Source organism: Acidocella sp. MX-AZ03, from assembly GCF_027626035.1.
GTDB classification, from domain to species: Bacteria; Pseudomonadota; Alphaproteobacteria; order Acetobacterales; family Acetobacteraceae; genus Acidocella; species Acidocella facilis.
Window position 1 is genome coordinate 1 of the sequence record NZ_CP110774.1, and the last position, 23,134, is coordinate 23,134.

The window sequence follows — 23,134 nt, forward strand, 5'->3', positions numbered from 1 at the left end:
ACGATGAATGTGCGTTGACAGTTGCGGTGTGTCGGCGTTAGAAGCCCCTCCACCGACGGGCGCTGCGGACTTGATCTGAGGCGCTTGGACGGGTAGATTGGATGGCCTTGCTACGAACCTTTTGGTTCGCAGGTTGAGATTTTCCTCTCTAGCTCTTTGACAATTGCATAGGCTGGGAAGGGATACGCTGGTGGCGTTTCTGGGGATTGGTTTACTGATCTCTGCTGGGTGATTTGGTTCATCTGGGTGATGATATGAGGGCGGGATTAAGTTTCTGTTTTTGCCTCTGTCGTTATGGAAGCGTGGCTGGAGTATTTCTTTTGAAATTACGTACAGAAACGCTTCGAATATTCTTGGTCTTTGACTGAGAGACGACATGTTTGAGCAGGGCTTTTTTCATTTATATTTAGTGCCGGTTAGGCGCTGGGTAGGATGAACTTGAGAGTTTGATCCTGGCTCAGAGCGAACGCTGGCGGCATGCTTAACACATGCAAGTCGCGCGGTCAGCAATGGCAGCGGCGGACGGGTGAGTAACACGTAGGAATCTATCCCAGGGTGGGGGACAACAGCGGGAAACTGCTGCTAATACCGCATGATACCTGAGGGTCAAAGGCGCAAGTCGCCTTGGGAGGAGCCTGCGTCTGATTAGCTTGTTGGTGGGGTAAAGGCCTACCAAGGCGACGATCAGTAGCTGGTCTGAGAGGATGATCAGCCACATTGGGACTGAGACACGGCCCAAACTCCTACGGGAGGCAGCAGTGGGGAATATTGGACAATGGGCGCAAGCCTGATCCAGCAATGCCGCGTGTGTGAAGAAGGTCTTCGGATTGTAAAGCACTTTTGGCAGGGACGATGATGACGGTACCTGCAGAATAAGCCCCGGCTAACTTCGTGCCAGCAGCCGCGGTAATACGAAGGGGCTAGCGTTGCTCGGAATGACTGGGCGTAAAGGGCGCGTAGGCGGCATGTACAGTCAGAAGTGAAATTCCTGGGCTCAACCTGGGGACTGCTTTTGATACGTGCAAGCTAGAGTGAGGAAGAGGGTTGTGGAATTTCCAGTGTAGAGGTGAAATTCGTAGATATTGGAAAGAACACCGGTGGCGAAGGCGGCAACCTGGTCCTTAACTGACGCTGAGGCGCGAAAGCGTGGGGAGCAAACAGGATTAGATACCCTGGTAGTCCACGCTGTAAACGATGTGTGCTGGATGTTGGGGAACTTAGTTTCTCAGTGTCGTAGCTAACGCGATAAGCACACCGCCTGGGGAGTACGGCCGCAAGGTTGAAACTCAAAGGAATTGACGGGGGCCCGCACAAGCGGTGGAGCATGTGGTTTAATTCGAAGCAACGCGCAGAACCTTACCAGGATTTGACATGGGAGGACCGGTACAGAGATGTACTTTTCCCGCAAGGGACCTTCCGCACAGGTGCTGCATGGCTGTCGTCAGCTCGTGTCGTGAGATGTTGGGTTAAGTCCCGCAACGAGCGCAACCCTTGCCTTTAGTTGCCATCATTTAGTTGGGCACTCTAGAGGAACTGCCGGTGACAAGCCGGAGGAAGGTGGGGATGACGTCAAGTCCTCATGGCCCTTATGTCCTGGGCTACACACGTGCTACAATGGTGGTGACAGTGGGAAGCTAGGTAGTGATACCGTGCTGATCTCTAAAAGCCATCTCAGTTCAGATTGTACTCTGCAACTCGAGTACATGAAGGTGGAATCGCTAGTAATCGTGGATCAGCATGCCACGGTGAATACGTTCCCGGGCCTTGTACACACCGCCCGTCACACCATGGGATTTGGTTTGACCTTAAGTAGGTGCGCTAACCGCAAGGAGGTAGCCTACCACGGTCGGGTCAGAGACTGGGGTGAAGTCGTAACAAGGTAGCCGTAGGGGAACCTGCGGCTGGATCACCTCCTTTCAAGGATATGATCCTGAGCATTGGTTGGCTTTGGCTGACTGATTTGGGATTTTCCTGAAAAAAAGACCTGGATCGGATGATCTAGGCAACACATCCTGTCCGGATGTTGTCATGAAGCGCCATCAACGTATCCCTTTCCTGTAACAGCGGCGATGTCGGCCTTTGGGTCGATATCAACCGATGCGGACTTTAGATCTCGGGCTAGTAGCTCAGTTGGTTAGAGCACACGCTTGATAAGCGTGGGGTCGGAGGTTCAAGTCCTCCCTGGCCCACCATGATTGGTGGTGGTGTTCGTGAGGATGCCATGCCTGCCGATGACGAAGCAGCTTGCTGCGAAGTCTGAATCGGCCAGGCCAGTTTAACTTGCTGGGGATGTAGCTCAATTGGTAGAGCACCTGCTTTGCAAGCAGGGGGTCGTCGGTTCGATTCCGTCCATCTCCACCAGATTTTGGTTGGTTTTGGGTGTAGGGCCTTGAGTGGCCTTGCGCGGATGTCTGTTACAGGTAAGCACGAGTTTCGAGCTGATTTACCTTGTTCCTGAAAAGGTCAAGGCGAAGAGGCTTGGATGTTTGTTCCCAGCTGCAATGTCGGGAACGAATTTGTTCTTTGTCATGGTGAATAGGTTTTGGTGCATCTGGATGCGCGCATTGGTTTTTGGGCTTTGGCCTTGAGGATCGGTCCGGGCTTCTTGTGTTGGGTTGTCTGACCCGTGGACGGTGAAAGCCGGAAGCGAGACACAAGATGGTTCGAGTGTTCAGTGCATGTGTGATCTCATCTGCCTAACAGTCAAACGCTGTTGGACGTTGGGTTTGCTCGATGAAGCGATTTTGGTTTTTGCCGTACCTAGCGGTGGAGCTGAAAGAGCGGAGGGTGAGCCGGAACGCCGATGGATGGTTCCTGTTTATGGTGGGTAGCGCGTTATTGTGTGTTCAATGCGATGACGTGTGGTGAGAACGAATTGAACGACAAAAGGGCATTCGGTGGATGCCTTGGCACCAGGAGGCGATGAAGGACGTGGCACGCTGCGTAAAGCTTTGGGGAACCGCGAGCAGGTTTTGATCCAAAGATATCCGAATGGGGAAACCCCTCCGCAAGGAGATCTCTATCTGAATACATAGGGTAGAGAGGCAAACCCGGGGAACTGAAACATCTCAGTACCTGGAGGAAAAGACATCAATTGAGATTCCGCTAGTAGTGGCGAGCGAACGCGGAGCAGGCCAGTGCCTCAAATGACGTTAGCAGAACGGTCTGGAAAGTCCGGCAATATGGGTGATAGCCCCGTATGCGAAGACAACATTTGAGGACTTGAGTAAGGCGGGGCACGTGAAACCCTGTCTGAACATGGGGGGACCATCCTCCAAGCCTAAATACTCCCTGGTGACCGATAGTGAACAAGTACCGTGAGGGAAAGGTGAAAAGCACCCCGACAAGGGGAGTGAAATAGACCTGAAACCGGATGCCTACAAGCAGTCGGAGCACCTTTTGGTGTGACGGCGTACCTTTTGTATAATGGGTCAGCGAGTTTCTGTTCGCGGCAAGCTTAAGTCGTTAGACGTAGGCGCAGCGAAAGCGAGTCTGAATAGGGCATTCAGTCGCGGGCAGAAGACCCGAAACCAAGTGATCTAGCCATGGCCAGGCTGAAGGTGGGGTAACACCCACTGGAGGGCCGAACCCACGCCTGTTGAAAAAGTCGGGGATGAGCTGTGGCTAGGGGTGAAAGGCCAATCAAACTTGGAGATAGCTGGTTCTCCGCGAAATCTATTGAGGTAGATCGTCGTATGTATGCCCTGGGGGTAGAGCACTGGATGGGCTAGGGGTCCCAAAGACTTACCAAACCTAACCAAACTCCGAATACCCAGGAGACTTGTACGGCAGACAGACGGTGGGTGCTAAGGTCCATCGTCGAGAGGGAAACAGCCCAGACCACCAGCTAAGGTCCCCAAATTATGGCTAAGTGGGAAAGGATGTGGGAATTCCAAAACAACCAGGAGGTTGGCTTAGAAGCAGCCATCCTTTAAAGAAAGCGTAATAGCTCACTGGTCTAATAGAAATCCTGCGCCGAAAATGTAACGGGGCTCAAGCCATATACCGAAGCTGTGGGCGTGATTTATCACGCGGTAGCGGAGCGTTCTGTAGGCCTGCGAAGGGATACGGGTGACCGGTCCTGGAGGTATCAGAAGTGCGAATGCTGACATGAGTAGCGACAAACAGTGTGAGAAACACTGTCGCCGTAAGTCCAAGGGTTCCTGCGCAAGGTTAATCCGCGCAGGGTGAGCCGGCTCCTAAGGCGAGGGCGAAAGCCGTAGTCGATGGGAAACAGGTGAATATTCCTGTGCCTGCTAGAAGTGACGAATGCGAGATGTTGTCAGGTCTTATTGGATTGATCTGGCTTTTTAAGCATTCCAGGAAATAGCTCTAGCATATAGACCGTACCCTAAACCGACACAGGTGGACTGGTAGAGTATACCAAGGCGCTTGAGAGAACTATGCTGAAGGAACTAGGCAAATTACTCGCGTAACTTCGGGATAAGCGAGACCCAATTGTGGGCAACCATGATTGGGTGGCACAAAAGAGGGGTAGCGACTGTTTAGTAAAAACACAGGGCTGTGCGAAGTCGAGAGACGACGTATACGGTCTGACGCCTGCCCGGTGCCGGAAGGTTAAGAGGAGGTGTGCAAGCACTGAATTGAAGCCCCGGTAAACGGCGGCCGTAACTATAACGGTCCTAAGGTAGCGAAATTCCTTGTCGGGTAAGTTCCGACCTGCACGAATGGCGTAACGACTTCCCCACTGTCTCCAGCGTAGGCTCAGCGAAATTGAATTCCCCGTGAAGATGCGGGGTACCCGCGGTCAGACGGAAAGACCCTATGAACCTTTACTGCAACTTTGCAGTGGTATTAGGAGAGTGCTGTGTAGGATAGGCGGGAGGCATTGAACCCGAGGCGCTAGCTTCGGTGGAGCCAACCTTGAAATACCGCCCTGAACTCTTCTGATATCTAACCGAATCCCGTTATCCGGGATCGGGACCCTGCATGGTGGGCAGTTTGACTGGGGCGGTCGCCTCCCAAAAAGTAACGGAGGCGCGCGATGGTGGGCTCAAGCCGGTCGGACATCGGCTGTTGAGTGCAATGGCATAAGCCCGCCTGACTGCGAGAGTGACAGCTCGAGCAGAGACGAAAGTCGGCCATAGTGATCCGGTGGTTCCGCATGGAAGGGCCATCGCTCAACGGATAAAAGGTACTCTAGGGATAACAGGCTGATCTCCCCCAAGAGTCCACATCGACGGGGAGGTTTGGCACCTCGATGTCGGCTCATCACATCCTGGGCTGGAGCAGGTCCCAAGGGTTCGGCTGTTCGCCGATTAAAGTGGTACGTGAGCTGGGTTTAGAACGTCGTGAGACAGTTCGGTCCCTATCTGCCGTGGGTGTTGGAGGCTTGAGAGGATCTGTCCCTAGTACGAGAGGACCGGGATGGACGTACCTCTGGTGTACCGGTTGTCGCGCCAGCGGCATAGCCGGGTAGCTAAGTACGGAAAAGATAACCGCTGAAAGCATCTAAGCGGGAAACTTACCTCAAAACTAGGCCTCCCTGAGGGTCGTGGTAGACCACCACGTTAATAGGCCGGGTGTGGAAGCGCAGTAATGTGCGAAGCTAACCGGTACTAATCACCCGATAGAGTTCAACATCGTCTCACCAACCCCATAAGCAGCAATCATCCATCCGGACGATACGCTGATATGAAAAGCAAACGAGATCACACACACCAAAACCTCAACCAGACAGCATATATTGATAGGCTGGACGACCTGGTGGCTCTGGCGGGGAGCCTACACCCGATCCCATCCCGAACTCGGACGTGAAAATCCCCAGCGCCAATGGTACTGTGTCTTAAGGCACGGGAGAGTAGGTCGCCGCCAGGTCTTCCAGCCTATCAATACAAAAATAAAAAAACCGCCCAAGGACACCAAGGGCGGTTTTTTACTCGGTGACGCGGGGTGGAGCAGCCCGGTAGCTCGTCAGGCTCATAACCTGAAGGTCCCTGGTTCAAATCCAGGTCCCGCAACCAAATTATCCAACAATTCCAATGCATAATGGCCCCGAACAAGGGGCCGTTTGCGTATCTAGGTCCTAATGCAGCATTAGGGCATTTTAACTCGAAATCCTAAACCTGACAGCCTATGGTCGTATCGTAGCCATTGATCCTCAACCAACGCGGACGCCGACACCGCGGAAGGGGGCAACATGCCGACGATCGATTTGCTGGGCGGGAAGGTCCAGATTTACCAGCGCGACAATAGCCGGTTCTGGCAGGCCAGGGCCTCTGTTGGCGGTAAGCAGCGCCAGTTCAGTACCAAGCAGGAAGGCCAGGAGCTGGCCGCCAAGGCGGCGGAGAGCTGGTACTTCAAATTACACGGCCAGGCCGAAGCGGGTGTATTAAATGACCGTCCGACCTTCAGGAAGGCGGCCGAGCAGTTCCTGAAGGAATATGGCGTCATCACCGAGGGTGAGCGGTCCGAGAAATGGACCGAGAGCCACGCGATCAGGTTGCGGGTGCATCTGTTGCCGTTCTTTGGGGCGTTACCGTTGGACAAGGTGACGCCCGGCAAGGTGCAGGAATACCGCGTGCACCGGATGACGAGCTATGCAGCGCCGAACCCGCATTCGAAAAGCCAGCACAAGCCGAAGGCCAAGCCGCCGGCGCGCAGTACGCTGCATGATGAGGTGGTGACCCTGCGCATGGTGCTCAAGACCGCCATCCGGCATGGCTGGCTGGAGCATCTGCCGGATCTGACGCCGCCTTACCGGACGCAGGGTAAGATTACGCATCGGCCCTGGTTCAGCCCGGAGGAGTACAAGCAGCTTTACGAGGCGGCGCGGGCTTATGCGAAGGAGCCGTTCCGTTCGCACCTTAAATGGAACGCCGAGCAGGTTTATGACTTCGTGCTGTTCATGGCCAATACCGGGTTGCGCCCGGATGAGGCGTTCAATCTGCAGCATCGGGATGTGACGATTGCCGAGGGGGACGGCAAGCAGGAACTGCTGGAGATTGAGGTCCGCGGGAAGCGCGGCGTCGGGCATTGTAAGAGCATGCCGGGGGCGGTGCGGGTTTATCAGCGGCTGCGGGCGCGGGCCAAGCCGGTGCAGGCGGAATCCCGCCGGGAGCGGCAGCACCGGCGCAGGACTGGCGGGGACGCGCCTGTCCCGTCCGCGCCGGAATATCCGGCGGCGATGGATCTGGTATTCCCGGGAAATCACATCAAGCTGTTCAATAATCTCCTGGCCCGGACTGGGCTCAAGCTGGACCGGGATGGCAAGGCCCGGACCGCCTATAGTTTGCGCCATACCTATATCTGCATGCGGCTGATGGAAGGGGCGGATATTTATCAGGTCGCCAAGAATTGCCGCACCTCGGTCGAGATGATCGAAAAGCACTATGCGGTCCACCTGAAGAACACGCTCGATGCCACCGCTATCAATGTCATGCGTAAGCGGGCCGGGAATAGGAAAACGACAACCGGTGCGCGGAAAGGCGCGTGGAAGGCAGGTGAACTGGATGACGCGGATTGATGTTCGTTAAGCGCCGGGCGTAGGCCCGGCCAGAGAGCGAGCCGCTTGGCGGATCGCCAAAAGCGCCCCCCTTGCGGGTGCGCAATCAGGCCGAAGGGCCAGAAACTAAAACTGGTTTCGTAAATTCCAGCATGCATCTCGTTGAAAACGAAGATTATCCCTAACAGTTTGCTGAAAAACCCCGAAACTTGGTTTTATTTTTTCTGATTTAGCTTTGGGGCCTGGATTTTGGTTCAAGTGATTGAAGTTTCTTGCCGGTTTCTGGACTTTTTTCGTCCAGCGGACAGACTCGTCCCTTATATTGCCACCATTTTTGGAATGCGTACCAGATTATAGGCGATCAGGTTGAGCATGAAGGTGCCGGCGACCCGCGCAACGCCGCGCAGCTTGGTCTTGCGCATCGTGCCGTGCTGCTTGCCCCAGCCGAATATGCACTCGATCATCGCCCGGCGGGTCTGCGACATCGCATAACCGGGATGGCGCGTGGTGCGTCCGTCAATCGCGCTGCGGCGGTGCCTGCCGGTTTTGGTCTCACCGTTGTTTTGTGTGACATGCGGTGTCACGCCGGCGTCGCGCAGATTGGCGACATGATCGGCGGTATCGTAAGCCTTGTCTTCGCCTACGGTGATCCGCCCGGCGGCCGACTTGGCTTTGGCTTTCAACATCGCTTCCGAGGCTTCACGCTCAGCCGTGCCTGTGGCCTGGGTCACTCGGCCACCCACCGCCAAGCCGTGCCGGTTGTCCATCAGCGCGTGCCCCATATACGAAAGCTTTGCCTCCCGCCCAGCGGCCTTGCGGTACAGCCGGCTTTCCGGGTCGGTGGTGCTGGCATGGGTATCGTTCTTACGCTTCTGACCGTGGAAATCCGAACCATCATCGTCGCTGCCATCCTTCGGCCGGAAGCTCTTCTGCGACGCCCACGCCTCGATCAGCGTGCCGTCCACCGAGAAATGCTCATCCGATAGTAGCGGCGTCACCCGCGGGTGGTTCAGCAGCCGGCTCATGAATTTCTGGAATATATCGCCGTTCTGCAGGCGCTCGCGGTTCTTGCTAAACGTGGTCGGGTTCCAGACCGGATCATCCGGGGATAAGCCCACAAACCAGCGGTACAGGAGATTATAATCCAGTTGCTCCATCAACTGCCGTTCCGAGCGAATCCCGTACAGCACCTGGATCAGCAGCGCGCTCAGCAATTGTTCAGGCGGCACCGAGGGCCGGCCTTCCCTGGAATACAGCCAGGCAAAGCTGCGGCTCATCTCATGCAGAACATCCCGCACCAAAGCACGGATCGCTCGCAACGGATGGGTCGCCGGAACCCGTGTTTCTGGTGAAACATACGAAAACATCCCGCCCTGATCTCGAAAAGAACCCCGCACCCCACGCCTCACAAAACCTGCCAGCCAAAGTGAATCACATCATAATCCCGGCCGCCAGGAGTTTTTCAGCAAACTGCTAAACGATGCGTTCTAACGCAAGCGCTACTCCCTGACCGCCGCCGATGCACAGCGTCACCATGCCGCGTTTGACCCCATCGCGCGCCATGGAGTGCAATAATCTTGTGGTCAGCACCGCGCCGGTTGCCCCAATCGGGTGGCCATGAGCGATGGCGCCGCCCTCGACATTTACAATGTCCTCGGGGAGGCCAAGTTTGTGCATGACCGCAAGCACAATGGCGGCAAAGGCTTCGTTGATCTCGATCCGGTCCAGATCACCGATACGCCATCCGGCGCGATCCAGAGCCTGCTGAACCGCGGGTACTGGGCCGAGGCCGAAGAACCCAGGTTCCACCGCTCCGATGCCATATGATACCAGCCGCGCCATCGGTACGAGCCCATGGCGTGCTGCCCAGCCCGCCTCAGCGACGATCATCGCGGCAGCACCGCTGTTCAGCCCGGGGCATTGCCGGCAGTTATGGTGCCGTCCTTGCGGAATGCCGGTTTTAACGCCGCCAGACTCTCAGCGCTGGTATCCGGCCGGTTATGTTCGTCGTGCCCGAAATGGATTGACTCCTTGCGAGACGGGAGTTCAATGGGCACAATTTCACTTGCGAACTTGCCCGAGGCCTGCGCCGCGGCAAATCTGGTTTGTGAACGCAACGCCCAGGCGTCCTGCGCCGCCCGGCTAATTTCAAACTTGTTTGCCAAGTCTTCGGTATGCCAGCCAGAATGCTGACCGGAAAAGGCGTCGTTCAAGCCGTCTTCCAGCATTGCATCGGCCAGCACGCCAGGCCCCATGCGATAGCCCCAACGCGCTTCGCGTTGTAGATAGGGCGCTAGGTCCATGTTTTCCATGCCACCGGCGATGGCGCTGTCGATGAGTCCCAGCATCACCTCTTGCGCGGCCGAGATGATTGCCTGCGCGCCGGACCCGCAGACACGGTTTACGGTCAGTGCTGGAACAGTGACTGGCAAGCCAGCGGCGATCGCAGCTTGGCGGGCGGGGTTCATTTTGGTTCCAGCCTGGATCACGTTGCCCATCACCACGGTGCCGATTGCATCAACGGCCAAGCCAGCGCGGGAGAGAACGGCATTGATGCAGGCAGCGCCCAGCGCCGGTGCTGTCATGGTTTTCAAGCTGCCGCCAAACGTGCCGATTGCAGAACGCTGGGGCGCGCAAATCACGACTTCATTGTGAGCCATCACCGAATTCCTTTCTTTTCACGTGAAGTCTGTTAGCTGTGGCGGCAATATGAACTGGCCCGGGTCAATCCGCTGGAGCGCGCCGTGACAGCGTGCCCGTGAGTTCCACCACCGCGGCGATAGTGTTGAAGATGGTGCCGTATTTGCGGATGTTCTCGTGCATCAGCTCAAGCCTCCGGTCCGGTTCGTCCGTATCGAGCACGATCTCGTAGTCGATACGGGTAAGTCTGGGCGGGTGATCCTCCCGCACGGCATGAACCCGTACCTCGGCGCTGGAGAAGCGGAACGTCAGCATTGGTGCGACGCGTTCCAGGTTCTTCAGCATGCAAGCGGCAACGGCCGCGAGCAACAGCTCGGCGGGGTTGAACGCATCGGATCCGCCCGCAGGATCGGTATCCATCTCAAGTTCGGCCTGCTTGCATGTAGCGAGGCTGCCATGGTGGTCCCGGCGTACTGCGCGGATGGAATAGTCCAGCATCGAAGTTTCTCCTGATCAGCGCGGGCCAATGGACAGCGTGGCGTGGTCGAAAGGTATGGCAGGCCCACTGCCTGACAGGGGTGAATTTAGCATCCCGGCGGATACGCGCATTGACCGGGGTCAAAGGTAATCTCAGGGTTGGTACCGGGGCTTGCCTTTGAAGCAGAAGGGACGTGATGCTTGATCGACGTCAAGGACATTTTTGTATGGTGGTGGTTAGCGTCTTTGTATGGTGGTGGTTATCGTCGGGTGAAATGGTTTTTAAGGTTCGTCAATAAGTTGCGGGCCTGCGGCGTGAGTCGCCAAGTCTCGAGGGGAAGGGGTCATGATTGCTCCGTGCATGTGGCGCAGTTGGGAGGCGCAGAAGGACGAATTACGGTCTTTTTTGCATCGCCGCCTGGCGGACGCGCCCGCGACCGAAGATGTATTGCACGAGGTTTTCCTTAAAGCGGCGCTTCAGGGCGGTCAATTTTGCCAGATCGAACATCCGCGCGCGTGGTTCTTTCAGGTCGCGCGCAACGTCGTGGCGGATCGGCACCGTCGGGGCCGGGTGTTTGAGCCCGTACCCGATGACTTGCCAGCCCTATCGCAAGAGACTTCACCCGTGGAGGCCTTGGCACAATGTCTGCCCCAAGCCTTGGCGACTCTTGCGCAGGAAGACCGGGATGCCCTCGAGCATTGCGAGATCGCGGGATGACGCAACGCGACTATGCGGCATTGCGCGGGTTGAGCTTGCCGGCGGCCAAATCCCGTGTTCAGCGCGCCCGCGCCAAGCTGCGGGAGATTCTGGTTGGCCAGTGCGGGGTGCGCTTTGACAAACAGACAGGGCAGGTTTGTTGCCATGTGCCGCAGGATGCGCGGGGGTGAATTATTTTTGCGTCCTTTTGCCTGGTTTCGCGTCTTCAGAGGTGATTACGGAACCGCGGCGGAGTTTATCATGAGCATCCCCTTGTCCTCACCAACACCAGCCCCGCATGGACCCGTTTGGCGGCCCTGGGCCGTGCCGGTGCTGTTCGTGCTGGGCTGGCTTGCCCTCTACAGCCAGTTGCAAACTGCCGCGAATGGTTTCGCGGCGTATCTCTTTGCCCTGCTGGGGATCGACCCTCACTCACATTTGGCCTCGGCATTGAGTTTTTTCATGTTCGAGGTTCCGAAAGTGTTGATGTTGCTGACGCTGATCGTGTTCATCGTCGGTGTCATTCAGACCTTCTTTTCTCCCGAGAAGACCCGCGCCATTCTGGCGGGCAAACGCCATGGCGTGGGCAATGTGCTGGCGGCGGCGTTGGGCATTGTCACACCGTTCTGTTCGTGCTCGGCGGTGCCCCTGTTCATCGGCTTCCTGACATTCGGTGTGCCGCTTGGAGTCACCTTCTCCTTCCTTGTGTCATCGCCGATGGTCAATGAGGTGGCGCTGGCCTTGCTGTTTGGCCTGTTCGGCTGGAAGATCGCGCTGCTTTACATGGGATTGGGCTTGTCCGTGGCCATCGCGGCTGGGCTGGTCATAGGGCGGTTCAATCCGGTGGGGCTGGTTGAACCCTGGGTCTTTGAAATTTCCGCGATCGCCGCCACCGAAACCGTGCCCAGCTGGGCTGAGCGCTTTGCCCAGGGCTGGTCGCATGTGCGCGATATCGTCTTGAAGGTCGCGCCGTATATTGTCGCGGGCGTTGGGGTTGGCGCCTGGATTCATGGGTATGTCCCGCAGAATTTCATGGCGCATCTGATGGGACGGAGCGCCTGGTGGTCGGTGCCGCTGGCGGTGCTGATCGGCGTGCCGATGTATTCCAATGCCGCAGGCATCATTCCCGTGGTGCAGGCGCTGTTGGGCAAGGGGGCCGCGCTGGGCACGACGCTAGTCTTCATGATGTCTGTTACCGCCTTGTCCTTTCCTGAATTCATGATTTTAAAGAAAGTGATGCGGCCAAAGCTCATCGCCCTGTTCGCCGGCGTGGTCACGGTTGGGATCATCATCGTCGGTTATGTGTTCAATGCAGTCATGTGAGGATTGCACGGTTTTTCATCTTGGAGGTCATTTCATGAAAACGATCAAAATTCTCGGCAGTGGTTGCGCCAAATGCAAGGCCACCCAACAAATCGTGGAGGAGGTTGTGGCCGCGCAAAATGTGCAGGCGCGGATCGAGAAAATCCAGGACATAGCGGAGATCGCCCGCCATGGGGTGATGCGGACGCCAGCCGTGATGATCGACGAAAAACTCGTGCATGCAGGCAGCGTGCCGGACCGCGCAGAGGTGGCCGGGTGGTTTGCCGTTTGAGGGCTGTTGGTGCCACGCAATCGCTGCGGCGCGGCGGTGGAGATGAAATATGAAGCTGGCCAGAAAAGCGCGGCTCATTGGCGCGGGCCTGGCGCTGGTGCTCATGGCCGGGGGGATATGGCTCGTACTGCGCGGCCGCGAGGCGGCGGGCAACAGCTTGACCTTATATGGCAATGTCGATATCCGTGAAGTCGATGCGGCGTTCTATGATTCCGGGCGGATCAGCCAGATGCTGGTGCAGGAAGGGGATCGGGTTCACCCCGGCGAATTACTTGCCACCCTCGACCAAAGCCGCTTCGCCGATGCGCTGACCGCCGCTACCGCCCAGGCCGCCAACCAGAAGCAGGTGCTGGCGGCTTTGCTGGCGGGCTCGCGCCCCGAGCAAGTCGCCCAGGCCAAGGCGCAGATGGACGCGCTGGAAGCGGTATACCGGAACGATGCCGCCAATTACAGCCGCTACGCCACGCTGGCGCCGGGCGGGGCCGCGACCATCCAGCAGCGTGACGACGCGCTCGCCGCATACCAGAACGCCAAACAGACCTATGAGGCAGCCAAACAGGCTTACATATTGGCGGTGAAGGGGCCGCGCGCGGAGGATATAGCCGCGGCCCAGGCCGCTTATGACGCTGCCCAAGCCAACGCGGCGCTGGCCGCGCAGGAATATAAAGACACTAAACTCTACGCCCTGCCGATGCCGTTGTGGAAGAGCGCGTGCAGGAGCCAGGTGACATGACCTCACCCGCCATGCCGGTTTATACCTTGGCGCTTATCAACCCGATCTGGGTACGGGCCTATGTGCCGGAGAGCGATATGGGCAAGATCAGGCTCGGCATGGCGGCCGAAATCAGCACCGATTCCTACCCCGGAAATCTTTACGAGGGGTGGGTTGGGTATATTTCGCCGACAGCGGAATTCACGCCTAAAAATGTAGAGACGCCTGATCTGCGGGCCGAGCTTGTTTATCAGATACGAGTTTATGCTTGCGACCCGCATGGGCAATTGCGGCTTGGCATGCCCGCCACGGTGAGCATCACGCTGAACCAGAGCATACAGGTCAACGCGCCGCGCGGGCCGCAAGCCTGCACCAGCCATGCCACCAGCCACTAACCCGCTGGCGCTGGAAATCGCGGGGCTGAGCAAGCGGTTTAGCCTGGACAAACGCCAGGTCACCGCGCTCGACGGCATCTCGGCGCGCACCAAGGCGGGGCTGGTGACCGGGTTGATCGGCCCCGATGGCGCCGGGAAAACAACCCTGATGCGGCTCATCGCCGGATTATTGCGCGCCGATGCGGGTGCCATCCGTGTGTTTGGCGTTGACGTGGGCGCAAGCCCATTGGCAGTGCAGGGCATGCTCTCTTACATGCCGCAGCGTTTTGGGCTGTATGAGGATTTAACCGTAAGCGAGAACCTAACCCTCTATGCCGATTTGCAGGGCGTGCCCCGCGCTCAGCGTGCCGCCCAGTTCGCCACCCTGCTGGAGATGACCGGCATGGCCCGCTTCACCTCCCGGCTGGCGGGAAAGCTCTCGGGCGGCATGAAGCAGAAGCTGGGCCTAGCCTGCACACTCATCCGCGCGCCACGCCTGCTGCTGCTGGACGAACCGACCGTGGGGGTGGACCCTGTTTCACGGCGGGAATTATGGCACATCGTCGATCATCTCGTGCGCGGCTCAGGCATGAGCGTGCTGGTTTCAACCGCGTATCTCGACGAGGCGGAGCGTTGCGACGAGGTGCTGCTGTTGCATGAGGGGCGGTTGATTGGCGAGGGCCAGCCCGGCAACTTTACCGCCGCCATGGCGGGGCGGAGCTTCCTTGTGCGCACGCCAGCACTTTCAAAGCGTGCCGCGCAGGCGCTCCTGGCCGCCCAGCCCGGCGTAGCGGACGCGCTGATCCAGGGCGAGGCGGTGCGGCTGGTGATGGCCAGTGCGCGGGCGCCGGATTTTGTCGGTGTGCCGAGGCTAGGGGAAGCCAGCATCGTCCCAGTGGCGCCGCGCTTTGAAGACCGGTTTGTCGATTTGTTGAAGCAAACCGCGCCAACCCCGGCAACGGCGCCAGCTCCGCGCGCGGCCGCATCGGAACCCGGCACACGGGTGATCGAGGTGGAGCATCTGAGTAAGCTCTTTGGCGCTTTCCGCGCCGTGGATGATATCAGCTTCACGGTACGGCGCGGCGAGATTTTTGGCCTGCTGGGGGCCAATGGCGCCGGTAAATCCACCACCTTCCGCATGTTGTGCGGCCTGCTGCCCGCTAGTGAGGGCACATTGCGCGTGGCCGGGTTTGATTTGCGCCGCGCCGCGGCCCCGGCGCGCGCCAGGCTGGGCTATATGGCGCAAAAATTCTCGCTTTATGGCGATTTATCGGTGCTGCAAAACCTACGCTTCTTCAGTGCCGCCTACCGGCTGAGCGGCGCCCGGCAGGCGGCGCGCATCGGCTGGGCGCTGGAGGAATTCGAGCTGCGGCAGGTGCAGGGTGCCACGGCGCGGGATTTGCCGCTGGGCTTCAAGCAGCGTCTGGCCCTGGCCTGCGCCCTCATGCATGAGCCTGACATTCTGTTTCTCGATGAGCCGACTTCCGGTGTCGACCCGCTGGCGCGGCGTGAATTCTGGCAACGCATCAACGCCCTGGCGGAGGCTGGCGTGACGGTTCTCGTCACCACGCATTTCATGGATGAGGCGGAGTATTGCGACCATCTGGTCATCATGGCACAGGGCGGATTCTTGCTGCCGGCAGCAGCGAGGAGCTGAAACAGGCTGCGAGTGGTCCGGCCGCGCCGGACCCGACGATGGAAGATGCTTTCATCGCGCTAATTGAGGCTGATACGCGCCGCGGGGCGGCGGCATGAGCGGCGGCGCTATGCGGCTGGCGGGGCTGATCCGCAAGGAGGCTTTGCAGATTTTGCGCGACCCGTCCTCGCTCGCCATCGCCTTCATTCTTCCCGCGATGCTGCTGCTGCTGTTCGGCTATGGCGTCTCACTGGACGCGCGGCATGTGGGGCTGGGCATCGTGACGGACCAGCCCAGCGCGGCGGCGGCGAGTTTTACCGCGCAATTCCGGCAATCACCCTATTTCTCGCCGCGCGATTTTTCCAGCGCCGCCGCCGCGCAAACGGCGTTGAGCAATGGCCAGATCGACGGTTTTATCTGGATGCAGGGCGATTTTTCACGGCAAATGCGGGCGGGACACAGCCCGGCGATTGGCGAGTTTGTCAATGGAATCAACGCCAATAATGCCCGGCTGATCGAGAATTACGTGCAGCAGAGCTGGGTGAACTGGCTCGCCCAGCAAGCCATGCAAGCAGGTGCCGCCAGCCCGTTCCCCATTGGCGTGCAGCCACGCATCTGGTTCAACCCCGAGGTCAGCAGCCGCGACTATTTGGTGCCGGGGTTGATCGCGGTGATCATGACCCTCACGGGCGCGCTGCTTACCGCCCTGGTGATCGCCCGGGAATGGGAGCGCGGCACCATGGAGGCGCTGATGGTCACCCCTGTGAGCGTGGCTGAAATTCTGCTCTCGAAGATCATCCCCTATTTTCTGCTGGGCATGGGCGGCATGGCGCTTTCGGTGCTCATCGCGGTGTTTCTGTTCGGTGTGCCGCTGCATGGTTCGCTTCTGGTGCTCACGCTGGCCAGCGCGTTGTTCATGCTGGCCGCGCTTGGCATGGGGCTGCTGATTTCCACCGTGGCGAAAAACCAGTTCGTAGCGGGGCAGATCGCCATCATCACCACATTTTTGCCGGCCTTCATCCTGTCAGGCTTCATCTTCGATATTTCCTCCATGCCCGGCGCGATCCAGCTCATCACCCACATCGTCGCCGCGCGTTACTTCGTTGCCTTGCTGCAAACCTTGTTTTTGGCGGGCACGGTGTGGGCGGTCGTGCTGCCCAATTTGTTCGCGCTGCTGATCATGGCCGTGCTGTTTCTGGGCCTGGCCCGGCGCGCTTCGCGCAAGCGGCTGGATTAAGCCAATGCCCTATCATCTGCTTGCCCTCATCATCAAAGAATTTCTCGCCATTCTGCGAGATGCCAAAAGCCGCATGGTGCTCATCGGCCCGCCGCTCATCCAGCTCGTCGTCTTCGGCTATGCCGCCAGCTTCGACCTGAACCATGTCCCTTTCGCGGTATATGACCAGGACCAGAGCGTGGCCTCGCGCGATCTAGTGGCGGCGTTTTCCGGGGCACCCGCCTTTCAGCAAGTGGCGCAATTGCACAGCGCGCGTGACATCAAGCCGCTGATCGAGTCCCGGCAGGTGGAAATGGTGCTCGACATCGACCCGCGTTTCTCGCGCGACCTGTTCACGCATCAGCCCGCCCCGGTGCAGGTCATCGTCGATGGCCGCAACTCCAACACCGCGCTGCTCATTCTGGGCTATGCCAACAGCATCATTTCCGATGAAGGCTCGGTCTGGGCCACCGCGCATGGCGCCCCGGCACCGCTCGCGCGGCTGGAGCCGCGCGCGCTTTACAATCCAAACCTCGACTCGCACTGGTTCATCATCCCCGGCATCGTGGCGTTGCTGACCCAGGTTGTGACTTTGCTCGTGGTCGGCCTGTCGGTGGCGCGCGAGCGCGAGGCCGGCACGTTCGACCAGATTCTCGTGACCCCGCTGACCCAGATGGATATTCTGCTCGGCAAGAGCATTCCCGGCCTCATCATCGGCGTCATCGAGGCCAGCGTCATCATCGCCGCCACGGTGTTCTGGTTTCACGTGCCGTTTCAGGGCGGGCTGTTGCAGCTTTATGCCGGTCTCGTATTGTTCACCATCGCGGTAACCGGCATCGGGCTGATGATCTCGTCCCTCGCGGCCACGCAGCAGCAGGCATTGCTGGGGGCGTTTTTGTTCATGGTGCCATCCATCATTCTGTCCGGCTTTGCCACGCCCATCGCCAACATGCCGGTGCCGGTGCAATGGCTCACGCTCATCAACCCGATGCGCTATGCGCTCGTCATCATCCGCCGCTGCTTTTTGGAGCAGCCCGGCTTTGCGGCACTCTTGCCCGATTATGCGGCGATGGCGGCGCTGGGTTTTTGCAGCCTGCTGGCCGCAGCCTGGCTGTTCCGCAAGCGCGCGGTGTAAGCCGCCACCCCGCCAGCCCACGCGCCTGCCAGTCAGCCTCAAGTCTGGCTGGTTTTAAATGGACCGCTGATTGACCCGCCGGGATAATTCCTCGGCGTTTTCCTTGCGCTCGCTATAGCGGTCCACCAGGTAATCGGCGCAGTTGCGTGTCAGCAGAGTGAATTTCACCAACTCCTCCATCACATCCACGATGCGGTCATAATAGGCGGAGGGTTTCATGCGGTCATTCTCGTCAAATTCCGCGAAGGCTTTCGCCACCGATGACTGGTTGGGGATGGTGATCAGGCGCATCCAGCGGCCCAGAATGCGAAGCTGGTTGACCGCGTTAAAACTCTGCGAACCGCCGCAAACCTGCATCACAGCCAGGGTTTTGCCCTGGGTGGGGCGTACGGCGCCAAGCGCCAGGGGAATCCAGTCGATCTGCGCCTTCATGATGGCGGTCATGGCGCCGTGGCGCTCGGGCGAGCACCATACCATGCCCTCGCTCCAACTTACCAAGTCGCGCAATTCCTGCACCTTGGGGTGGCTGACCTCGGCATCGTCGGGCAGCGGCAGGCCCGAGGGGTTGAAGCAGCGTGTCTCGGCACCAAAACGCTGTAAAATCCGCGCGGCTTCCCTGTCGCCAGCCGGCTGAAGGAGCGTGGGCGTACCGAGCCGTAAAGCAGCAGGATGCGTGGCTTATGCGATACAGGCGGCGCGCCTTGGAGGCGGGATGGGTCAACCGGCGCGAAGCAGGATTCGACGATGTTGGGCATGGCGAGATCAGCCATGGGCGGCACCATGCTCGTACCATCCTTTTGATGCCGTCACGATCTTGACCACCAGCAGCATCACCGGCACCTCGATCAGCACGCCCACCACCGTTGCCAACGCCGCGCCGGAGTTGAAACCGAACAGGCTGATTGCCGCCGCCACCGCCAGTTCAAAAAAATTCGACGCGCCGATGAGTGCTGAGGGGCAGGCGATATTATGTTTCTCGCCCACCAGCCGGTTGAGCACGTAGGCAAGGCCCGAGTTGAAGAACACCTGGATGAGGATGGGGATGGCAAGCATCACGATCACCATCGGCTGGCGCAGAATCGCCTCTCCCTGAAAGGCGAACAGCAGCACCAGTGTGAGCAGCAAGGCGAGGATGGACCAGGGGCCGATCCGGCTCATCGCGGCATCGAACACCGCCTGCCCCCCGCCCAGCAAATGCCTGCGCCAGACTTGCGCGATGACAACCGGAATAATGATGTAAAGCACAACCGAGGTGATGAGCGTGCTCCAGGGCACGGAGATGGATGAAATGCCCAGCAGCAACGCCACGATGGGGGCGAAGGCGAAGACCATGATGGTGTCATTCATCGCCACCTGCGAGAGGGTGAACAACGGATCGCCGTTTGAAAGCCGGCTCCAGACGAACACCATGGCCGTGCAGGGGGCTGCGGCCAGCAGAATCAGCCCGGCGATGTAACTATCAATCTGCCCAGGCGGCAGCAGCGGGCGGAACAGATGCCCGATGAACACAGAGGCCAGCAGCGCCATAGAAAACGGCTTCACCAGCCAGTTCACGAACAGCGTCACGCCGATGCCGCGCACATGCTGCCTCACCTCGTGCAGCGCGCCAAAATCCACCTTCACCAGCATCGGGATGATCATCACCCAGATGAGAATGCCAACCGGCAGATTGACCTGGGCGATTTCCATGCGCCCCACGGCCTGGAACAACCCCGGCGCCATCTGGCCGGCCAGAATTCCGGCAATGATGCAGAGAAACACCCAGAGGGTGAGAAACCGCTCGAACACGCTCATCTTCGCCCCGGCGGCCGCCTTGGCGGTTACGTCACATTGAACTGACATGGCGACTCCTTACAGGCTCAGCGCTGCGCTCACGGCGGGCACCAGCCGGGCGCTGATGTCGTCACGAACCTTGATGAAACTTTCCAGAGGCTCGCCATGCGGGTCGTGGAAGGCGATGTGCAGGCGCGGTACGGGGCGGGGAAGACCGGGCAGGTTTCCTTGGCATTGTCGCACACGGTCACTACGAGATCGATCTCGTCGTTCATCACCGCGTCAATGTCTTTTGGGTAGAGCCCTTCGGTTGGCAGCCCGGCCAGTTTCAGTGCCGCGATGGCACCGTCTGCCACCTTGGGCTGCGGGCGCGTGCCCGCCGAGAGGACGCGCACAGCGCCCCCAATGCCTGGCGCAGGATCACTTCCGCCATCTGCGAGCGGCAGGAATTGCCCGTGCAGAGGATGAGAACGGCTTTTTCCCAGGTCATGCCGCTTGCTCCTTACAGATTATGCGTGATGGTGGTGGCCGCGCTCACGACGATTTCGCCGTCTTCCTTCGTAAAGGCCCCGCGCTGGGGATCGGGCAGAATCTCCAGCACCGTTTCCGAAGGGCGGCAGAGTTTCACGCCCAGCGTCGTCACCACAATTGGCCGGTTGATGAGGATCGGGTGCGCCATCATCGCGTCGAGGAGCTGATCGTCCGTTAAAGCTGGATTATCCAACCCCAACTCATCATAGGGCGTGCCTTTGCGGCGCAGCACATCGCGCGGCTTCACGCCCATCTGGCTGACAAGCCCCGCCAACACCGCGCGGCTTGGCGGGGTTTTCAGATATTCGATAATCGCCGGTTCCACACCGCTATTGCGGATCAGCCCGAGCACGTTGCGCGAGGTGCCGCAATCCGGGTTATGGTAAATCGTCACGCTCATCATGGGGTCTCCGTGGCGCTATCTGTGTTCAAGAGGCCAATGGCCCCGGCACGCTGCGCCAGCGCCATCCGGTCGAGGCTGGCAAAGGGCAGCACAGTGAAAATTTTGATCCGGTTTTCCAGCGCCCGCAGCGCTTCGCGGTAGGCTTGCATGCGGATGACCTCTGAACCGTCAATGGCCGCCGGGTCAGACATGCCCCAATGCGCGGTAATGGGCCGTCCAGGCCATGCCGGGCAGGTTTCGCCCGCCGCCTGGTCGCACAGGGTGAATATGAAATCCATCTCCGGCGCATCGGCGGCGGCGAACTCATCCCAGCTTTTGCTGCGTAGCCCTTCAACGGGTAGGCCAAGGGAGTTGAGCAGCGTCCAAGCCATGGGTTGCACGAAACCTTTGGGATGGCTGCCCGCGCTATAGGCATGAAATTTTCCCGCCCCCCACTTGTTCAACACCGCTTCAGCCATGATGCTGCGCGCGGAATTGCCCGTGCAGAGAAACAATACGTTGAAGGCGCGTTGGGTCATGTCAGCCTCGGCCGTTTTGGTTTGTCGAGCTTTGTTCCATCGCATGCCCCCACGCCACAGGCGGTGGCATCACCCAGGCAACAATTTTCGGTCAAATAGGCGAGCAGCGCATTCATGTTGGTGAACTCGGCTGAATAAATCAGCGAGCGGCTTTCCCGCTGAAAGCTGACCAGCCCGGCATGGCGTAATTCCTTGAGGTGGAAGGAGAGCGTGGCGGGCGGCAGGTTGAGCTGTTCGCCCAATTGCCCGGCAGGCATGCCGCCAGGCCCAGTTTGCACCAGAAGCCGGAATATATCGAGCCGTGTTTCCTGGGCCAGCGCGGTCAGCGCGGCTAGAACGTCCACTTTTTCCATAATTCCATTTATATGGAATTAAAAGTATTAGGTCAAGAAACCAGCGTCGTGGAATTTACCCGACGCTATGAGCAATATTTTGCCTATGCCGCTGGAACTGTATTTTGGTCAGCTCTCTTGTACACTGTGTTGGTCGCATGGCGGAGACATCCAATGTCTGGTCGCGTTAGGAATTTGTCCCGGTATCGACCCTTCTGGTCGTAACGAGAGCCAGAGTTTGGCTGGATTTTTCATGACGGGTTTTGGGTCGGGAGAGTGTCTTCCGGCGCCTGTCATGGAGATTTGCCATGAACATCAATGCGTCTGCCGCAGTTGCGGCTATAGGGTCCAACGCTGGCCGGGCTGGGGCGACGGGTTTTAAGGTCGATGTCAGTCAGGGCGAGCGATTGGGGCGGGTGTCGTCGGAATGGTTTTCGCGGCCCGATGATGAGCGCCTTTTGTCTCTGCCTGAGCTGTATGGCGCGGTCCGTGCCCGGGCGGAGCGGGCGGAGGCGCGGAATGTGGAGAGCCGGGCGATCCGGGTGGATGCGCGGCGCGATGACGGTGAGAACCTGGCGCTGATCGTGCCGGGGCAGGAGCGGCCGGTAGTGCCGACGCATTGGAGTTTTGGGCAGCTTTGCGGGCTGGTGGGCGCACCGGCGGGGTATTTGCGGGATCTGCCCGGCCCGCTGGCCGGGATCAATCTGCAGCACGGGCTGCTCAACCATCGCGCCGAGCTGGTGAAGACGCTGGAGAGTGATGACGGCCGGGTGGAACTGCGCGCGGTCACAGGGCCGGATTATGGGCGGATTTGGGACCATGAGCTGGTTTCGGCGGTGATGCGGATTGCCGGCAACGGCACTGGCGATACGAACTGGAAAGTTCCGGGCGTGCTGGACTGGGCGACGATGACGCATAACCCGTTTGTGGATGTGACGAAGGAGACCACCACGCTCTATGCCAGCGACAGGGACGTGTTTTTGTTCCTGGTCGATGACACGCATCCGATCGAGGCCGGACGGTTGGCGAATGGTGAGCCGGATTTGTTCTTTCGGGGATTCTATTGCTGGAATTCCGAGGTGGGCTCGAAGACGTTGGGTATCGCATCGTTTTATCTGCGCGCGGTGTGCGCCAACCGGAACATCTGGGGGCGGAGGACTTCCAGGAGATCAGCATCCGGCACAGCAAATTCGCCACCCAGCGTTTTGCGCATGAGGCTGCACCGGCGCTGCGGCGCTTTGCCAATTCCTCGCCGGCGCCGTTCGTGGCGGGGATTAAAGCGGCACGGGAACAGATTGTCGCCCGCCAGGATGATGAGCGCGAGAGTTTCTTGCGCAAGCGCGGCTTCAGCAAAGGCGAGACGGCAAAGATCATCGCCACCGTGCTGGAAGAGGAAGGCCACCCGCCGGAGAGCGTGTTCGACTTCGTGCAAGGCATCACCGCTTTGGCGCGGACGCGCCCGCATCAGGATGCCCGGCTGGAGCTGGAGGGCAAAGCCAAGCTGCTGCTCGACCGGGTGGCCTGAGCGGCGTGCGTTGGCGTGAGGTTTAAAATATGCGTGTGTGCAAGCCGTGGGCCGGGGAGCAGGTCCACGGCTTGTTTTGTGGGGCGGGCGGGCTTGAACGGCTGAG

General features: G+C 59.1%; 18 protein-coding genes, 3 tRNA genes, 3 rRNA genes and 3 pseudogenes. 17 read left to right on the forward strand and 10 right to left on the reverse strand.

Going from position 1 to position 23,134, the window contains the following annotated elements; genetic code table 11:
• Positions 1-434 precede the first annotated feature (434 nt).
• From GT370_RS00005 to GT370_RS00035, 7 genes are all read left to right on the forward strand, one after another.
• Positions 435-1,917, forward strand: a 16S ribosomal RNA gene (locus GT370_RS00005).
• Positions 1,918-2,115: 198 nt separating this feature from the next.
• A tRNA-Ile gene (locus GT370_RS00010) sits at positions 2,116-2,192 on the forward strand.
• A gap of 93 nt (positions 2,193-2,285) precedes the next feature.
• A tRNA-Ala gene (locus GT370_RS00015) sits at positions 2,286-2,361 on the forward strand.
• Positions 2,362-2,874: 513 nt separating this feature from the next.
• Positions 2,875-5,604 (forward strand): 23S ribosomal RNA (locus GT370_RS00020).
• 119 nt (positions 5,605-5,723) lie between these two features.
• Positions 5,724-5,838: ribosomal RNA gene (rrf, locus tag GT370_RS00025) — 5S ribosomal RNA — on the forward strand.
• Together the 16S, 23S and 5S rRNA genes with 3 tRNA genes alongside form the textbook arrangement of a ribosomal RNA operon.
• A 69-nt stretch (positions 5,839-5,907) precedes the next feature.
• Positions 5,908-5,984 (forward strand) — tRNA-Met (locus GT370_RS00030).
• Between the two features lie 176 nt (positions 5,985-6,160).
• Complete coding sequence (locus GT370_RS00035; RefSeq protein ID WP_008495833.1) at positions 6,161-7,486, forward strand: tyrosine-type recombinase/integrase; 1,326 nt, start codon at positions 6,161-6,163, stop codon at positions 7,484-7,486.
• 296 nt (positions 7,487-7,782) lie between these two features.
• On the opposite strand, the gene GT370_RS00040 is transcribed toward GT370_RS00035, so the two are convergent.
• The 4 genes from GT370_RS00040 to GT370_RS00050 all read right to left on the reverse strand — a co-directional run bounded on the left by GT370_RS00040 (position 7,783) and on the right by GT370_RS00050 (position 10,603).
• Positions 7,783-8,862, reverse strand: a complete 1,080-nt coding sequence (locus tag GT370_RS00040) for an IS5 family transposase (RefSeq protein ID WP_083878918.1) — start codon at positions 8,860-8,862, stop codon at positions 7,783-7,785.
• A 76-nt stretch (positions 8,863-8,938) separates the two neighbouring features.
• A complete protein-coding gene (locus GT370_RS20635) occupies positions 8,939-9,355 on the reverse strand; it encodes a hypothetical protein (RefSeq protein ID WP_333489986.1) in 417 nt (138 codons plus the stop codon).
• A 17-nt stretch (positions 9,356-9,372) separates the two neighbouring features.
• Positions 9,373-10,125, reverse strand: a complete 753-nt coding sequence (locus tag GT370_RS20640) for a thiolase family protein (protein WP_333489987.1) — start codon at positions 10,123-10,125, stop codon at positions 9,373-9,375.
• 64 nt (positions 10,126-10,189) lie between these two features.
• Complete coding sequence (locus GT370_RS00050) at positions 10,190-10,603, reverse strand: OsmC family protein (protein ID WP_008495741.1); 414 nt, start codon at positions 10,601-10,603, stop codon at positions 10,190-10,192.
• Positions 10,604-10,943: 340 nt separating this feature from the next.
• Between GT370_RS00050 and GT370_RS21080 the strand changes: the two genes are divergently transcribed.
• From GT370_RS21080 to GT370_RS00095, 9 genes are all read left to right on the forward strand, one after another.
• Positions 10,944-11,300, forward strand: a complete 357-nt coding sequence (locus tag GT370_RS21080; protein ID WP_442865520.1) for a sigma factor — start codon at positions 10,944-10,946, stop codon at positions 11,298-11,300.
• A complete protein-coding gene (locus tag GT370_RS00060; RefSeq protein WP_270183694.1) occupies positions 11,297-11,470 on the forward strand; it encodes a hypothetical protein in 174 nt (57 codons plus the stop codon). The genes GT370_RS21080 and GT370_RS00060 overlap by 4 nt, the downstream gene beginning before the upstream one ends.
• On the forward strand, positions 11,457-12,602 hold the full coding sequence (locus tag GT370_RS00065) for a permease (protein ID WP_270183695.1): 1,146 nt from the start codon (positions 11,457-11,459) through the stop codon (positions 12,600-12,602). Before GT370_RS00060 ends, GT370_RS00065 begins: the two co-directional genes overlap by 14 nt.
• A 34-nt stretch (positions 12,603-12,636) precedes the next feature.
• On the forward strand, positions 12,637-12,873 hold the full coding sequence (locus GT370_RS00070) for a thioredoxin family protein (RefSeq protein ID WP_008495738.1): 237 nt from the start codon (positions 12,637-12,639) through the stop codon (positions 12,871-12,873).
• A 49-nt stretch (positions 12,874-12,922) separates the two neighbouring features.
• Complete coding sequence (locus GT370_RS00075; RefSeq protein WP_270183696.1) at positions 12,923-13,606, forward strand: biotin/lipoyl-binding protein; 684 nt, start codon at positions 12,923-12,925, stop codon at positions 13,604-13,606.
• On the forward strand, positions 13,603-13,980 hold the full coding sequence (locus tag GT370_RS00080; protein WP_270183697.1) for an efflux RND transporter periplasmic adaptor subunit: 378 nt from the start codon (positions 13,603-13,605) through the stop codon (positions 13,978-13,980). The genes GT370_RS00075 and GT370_RS00080 overlap by 4 nt, the downstream gene beginning before the upstream one ends.
• Positions 13,964-15,616, forward strand: coding sequence for an ATP-binding cassette domain-containing protein (locus GT370_RS00085; RefSeq protein ID WP_270183698.1), 1,653 nt, complete (start codon positions 13,964-13,966; stop codon positions 15,614-15,616). The genes GT370_RS00080 and GT370_RS00085 overlap by 17 nt, the downstream gene beginning before the upstream one ends.
• Before the next feature lie 94 nt (positions 15,617-15,710).
• On the forward strand, positions 15,711-16,832 hold the full coding sequence (locus GT370_RS00090) for an ABC transporter permease (protein ID WP_039885735.1): 1,122 nt from the start codon (positions 15,711-15,713) through the stop codon (positions 16,830-16,832).
• Positions 16,833-16,836: 4 nt separating this feature from the next.
• Positions 16,837-17,946: an ABC transporter permease gene (locus GT370_RS00095; protein ID WP_008495733.1), complete on the forward strand. Its 1,110-nt coding sequence runs from the start codon at positions 16,837-16,839 to the stop codon at positions 17,944-17,946.
• 54 nt (positions 17,947-18,000) lie between these two features.
• On the opposite strand, the pseudogene arsH reads toward GT370_RS00095, so the two are convergent.
• From arsH to GT370_RS00125, 6 genes and pseudogenes are all read right to left on the reverse strand, one after another.
• A pseudogene (gene arsH, locus GT370_RS00100) lies at positions 18,001-18,716 on the reverse strand (arsenical resistance protein ArsH).
• Positions 18,709-19,788 carry an ACR3 family arsenite efflux transporter gene (gene arsB / locus GT370_RS00105; protein WP_008495731.1) on the reverse strand — a complete coding sequence of 360 codons (1,080 nt, stop codon included), beginning with the start codon at positions 19,786-19,788 and terminating at the stop codon, positions 18,709-18,711. The pseudogene arsH and the gene arsB overlap by 8 nt, the downstream one beginning before the upstream one ends.
• Before the next feature lie 29 nt (positions 19,789-19,817).
• Positions 19,818-20,209: pseudogene (locus GT370_RS00110) on the reverse strand (arsenate reductase ArsC).
• Positions 20,210-20,221: 12 nt separating this feature from the next.
• Positions 20,222-20,650, reverse strand: a complete 429-nt coding sequence (arsC, locus tag GT370_RS00115) for an arsenate reductase (glutaredoxin) (protein WP_008495729.1) — start codon at positions 20,648-20,650, stop codon at positions 20,222-20,224.
• Positions 20,650-21,171 (reverse strand): arsenate reductase ArsC, encoded by a 522-nt coding sequence (locus GT370_RS00120; protein WP_008495727.1) that lies wholly within the window; start codon positions 21,169-21,171, stop codon positions 20,650-20,652. The genes arsC and GT370_RS00120 overlap by 1 nt, the downstream gene beginning before the upstream one ends.
• Entirely contained in the window at positions 21,168-21,524 is a 357-nt protein-coding gene (locus GT370_RS00125) for an ArsR/SmtB family transcription factor (protein WP_008495726.1), read from the reverse strand. The genes GT370_RS00120 and GT370_RS00125 overlap by 4 nt, the downstream gene beginning before the upstream one ends.
• Positions 21,525-21,976: 452 nt before the next feature.
• Here GT370_RS00125 and GT370_RS00130 point away from each other — a divergent pair.
• Positions 21,977-23,028, forward strand: a pseudogene (locus tag GT370_RS00130) (DUF932 domain-containing protein).
• Positions 23,029-23,134: the final 106 nt, after the last annotated feature.

Bases quoted from the DNA above. Each gene is read 5' to 3' on its own strand.
- GT370_RS00035 (WP_008495833.1), top strand. From the start codon at position 6,161: ATGCCGACGATCGATTTGCTGGGCGGGAAGGTCCAGATTTACCAGCGC.
- GT370_RS20635 (WP_333489986.1), bottom strand. From the start codon at position 9,355: ATGATCGTCGCTGAGGCGGGCTGGGCAGCACGCCATGGGCTCGTACCG.
- GT370_RS20640 (WP_333489987.1), bottom strand. From the start codon at position 10,125: ATGGCTCACAATGAAGTCGTGATTTGCGCGCCCCAGCGTTCTGCAATC.
- GT370_RS00050 (WP_008495741.1), bottom strand. From the start codon at position 10,603: ATGCTGGACTATTCCATCCGCGCAGTACGCCGGGACCACCATGGCAGC.
- GT370_RS21080 (WP_442865520.1), top strand. From the start codon at position 10,944: ATGTGGCGCAGTTGGGAGGCGCAGAAGGACGAATTACGGTCTTTTTTG.
- GT370_RS00060 (WP_270183694.1), top strand. From the start codon at position 11,297: ATGACGCAACGCGACTATGCGGCATTGCGCGGGTTGAGCTTGCCGGCG.
- GT370_RS00065 (WP_270183695.1), top strand. From the start codon at position 11,457: ATGCGCGGGGGTGAATTATTTTTGCGTCCTTTTGCCTGGTTTCGCGTC.
- GT370_RS00070 (WP_008495738.1), top strand. From the start codon at position 12,637: ATGAAAACGATCAAAATTCTCGGCAGTGGTTGCGCCAAATGCAAGGCC.
- GT370_RS00075 (WP_270183696.1), top strand. From the start codon at position 12,923: ATGAAGCTGGCCAGAAAAGCGCGGCTCATTGGCGCGGGCCTGGCGCTG.
- GT370_RS00080 (WP_270183697.1), top strand. From the start codon at position 13,603: ATGACCTCACCCGCCATGCCGGTTTATACCTTGGCGCTTATCAACCCG.
- GT370_RS00085 (WP_270183698.1), top strand. From the start codon at position 13,964: ATGCCACCAGCCACTAACCCGCTGGCGCTGGAAATCGCGGGGCTGAGC.
- GT370_RS00090 (WP_039885735.1), top strand. From the start codon at position 15,711: ATGAGCGGCGGCGCTATGCGGCTGGCGGGGCTGATCCGCAAGGAGGCT.
- GT370_RS00095 (WP_008495733.1), top strand. From the start codon at position 16,837: ATGCCCTATCATCTGCTTGCCCTCATCATCAAAGAATTTCTCGCCATT.
- arsB (WP_008495731.1), bottom strand. From the start codon at position 19,788: ATGTCAGTTCAATGTGACGTAACCGCCAAGGCGGCCGCCGGGGCGAAG.
- arsC (WP_008495729.1), bottom strand. From the start codon at position 20,650: ATGAGCGTGACGATTTACCATAACCCGGATTGCGGCACCTCGCGCAAC.
- GT370_RS00120 (WP_008495727.1), bottom strand. From the start codon at position 21,171: ATGACCCAACGCGCCTTCAACGTATTGTTTCTCTGCACGGGCAATTCC.
- GT370_RS00125 (WP_008495726.1), bottom strand. From the start codon at position 21,524: ATGGAAAAAGTGGACGTTCTAGCCGCGCTGACCGCGCTGGCCCAGGAA.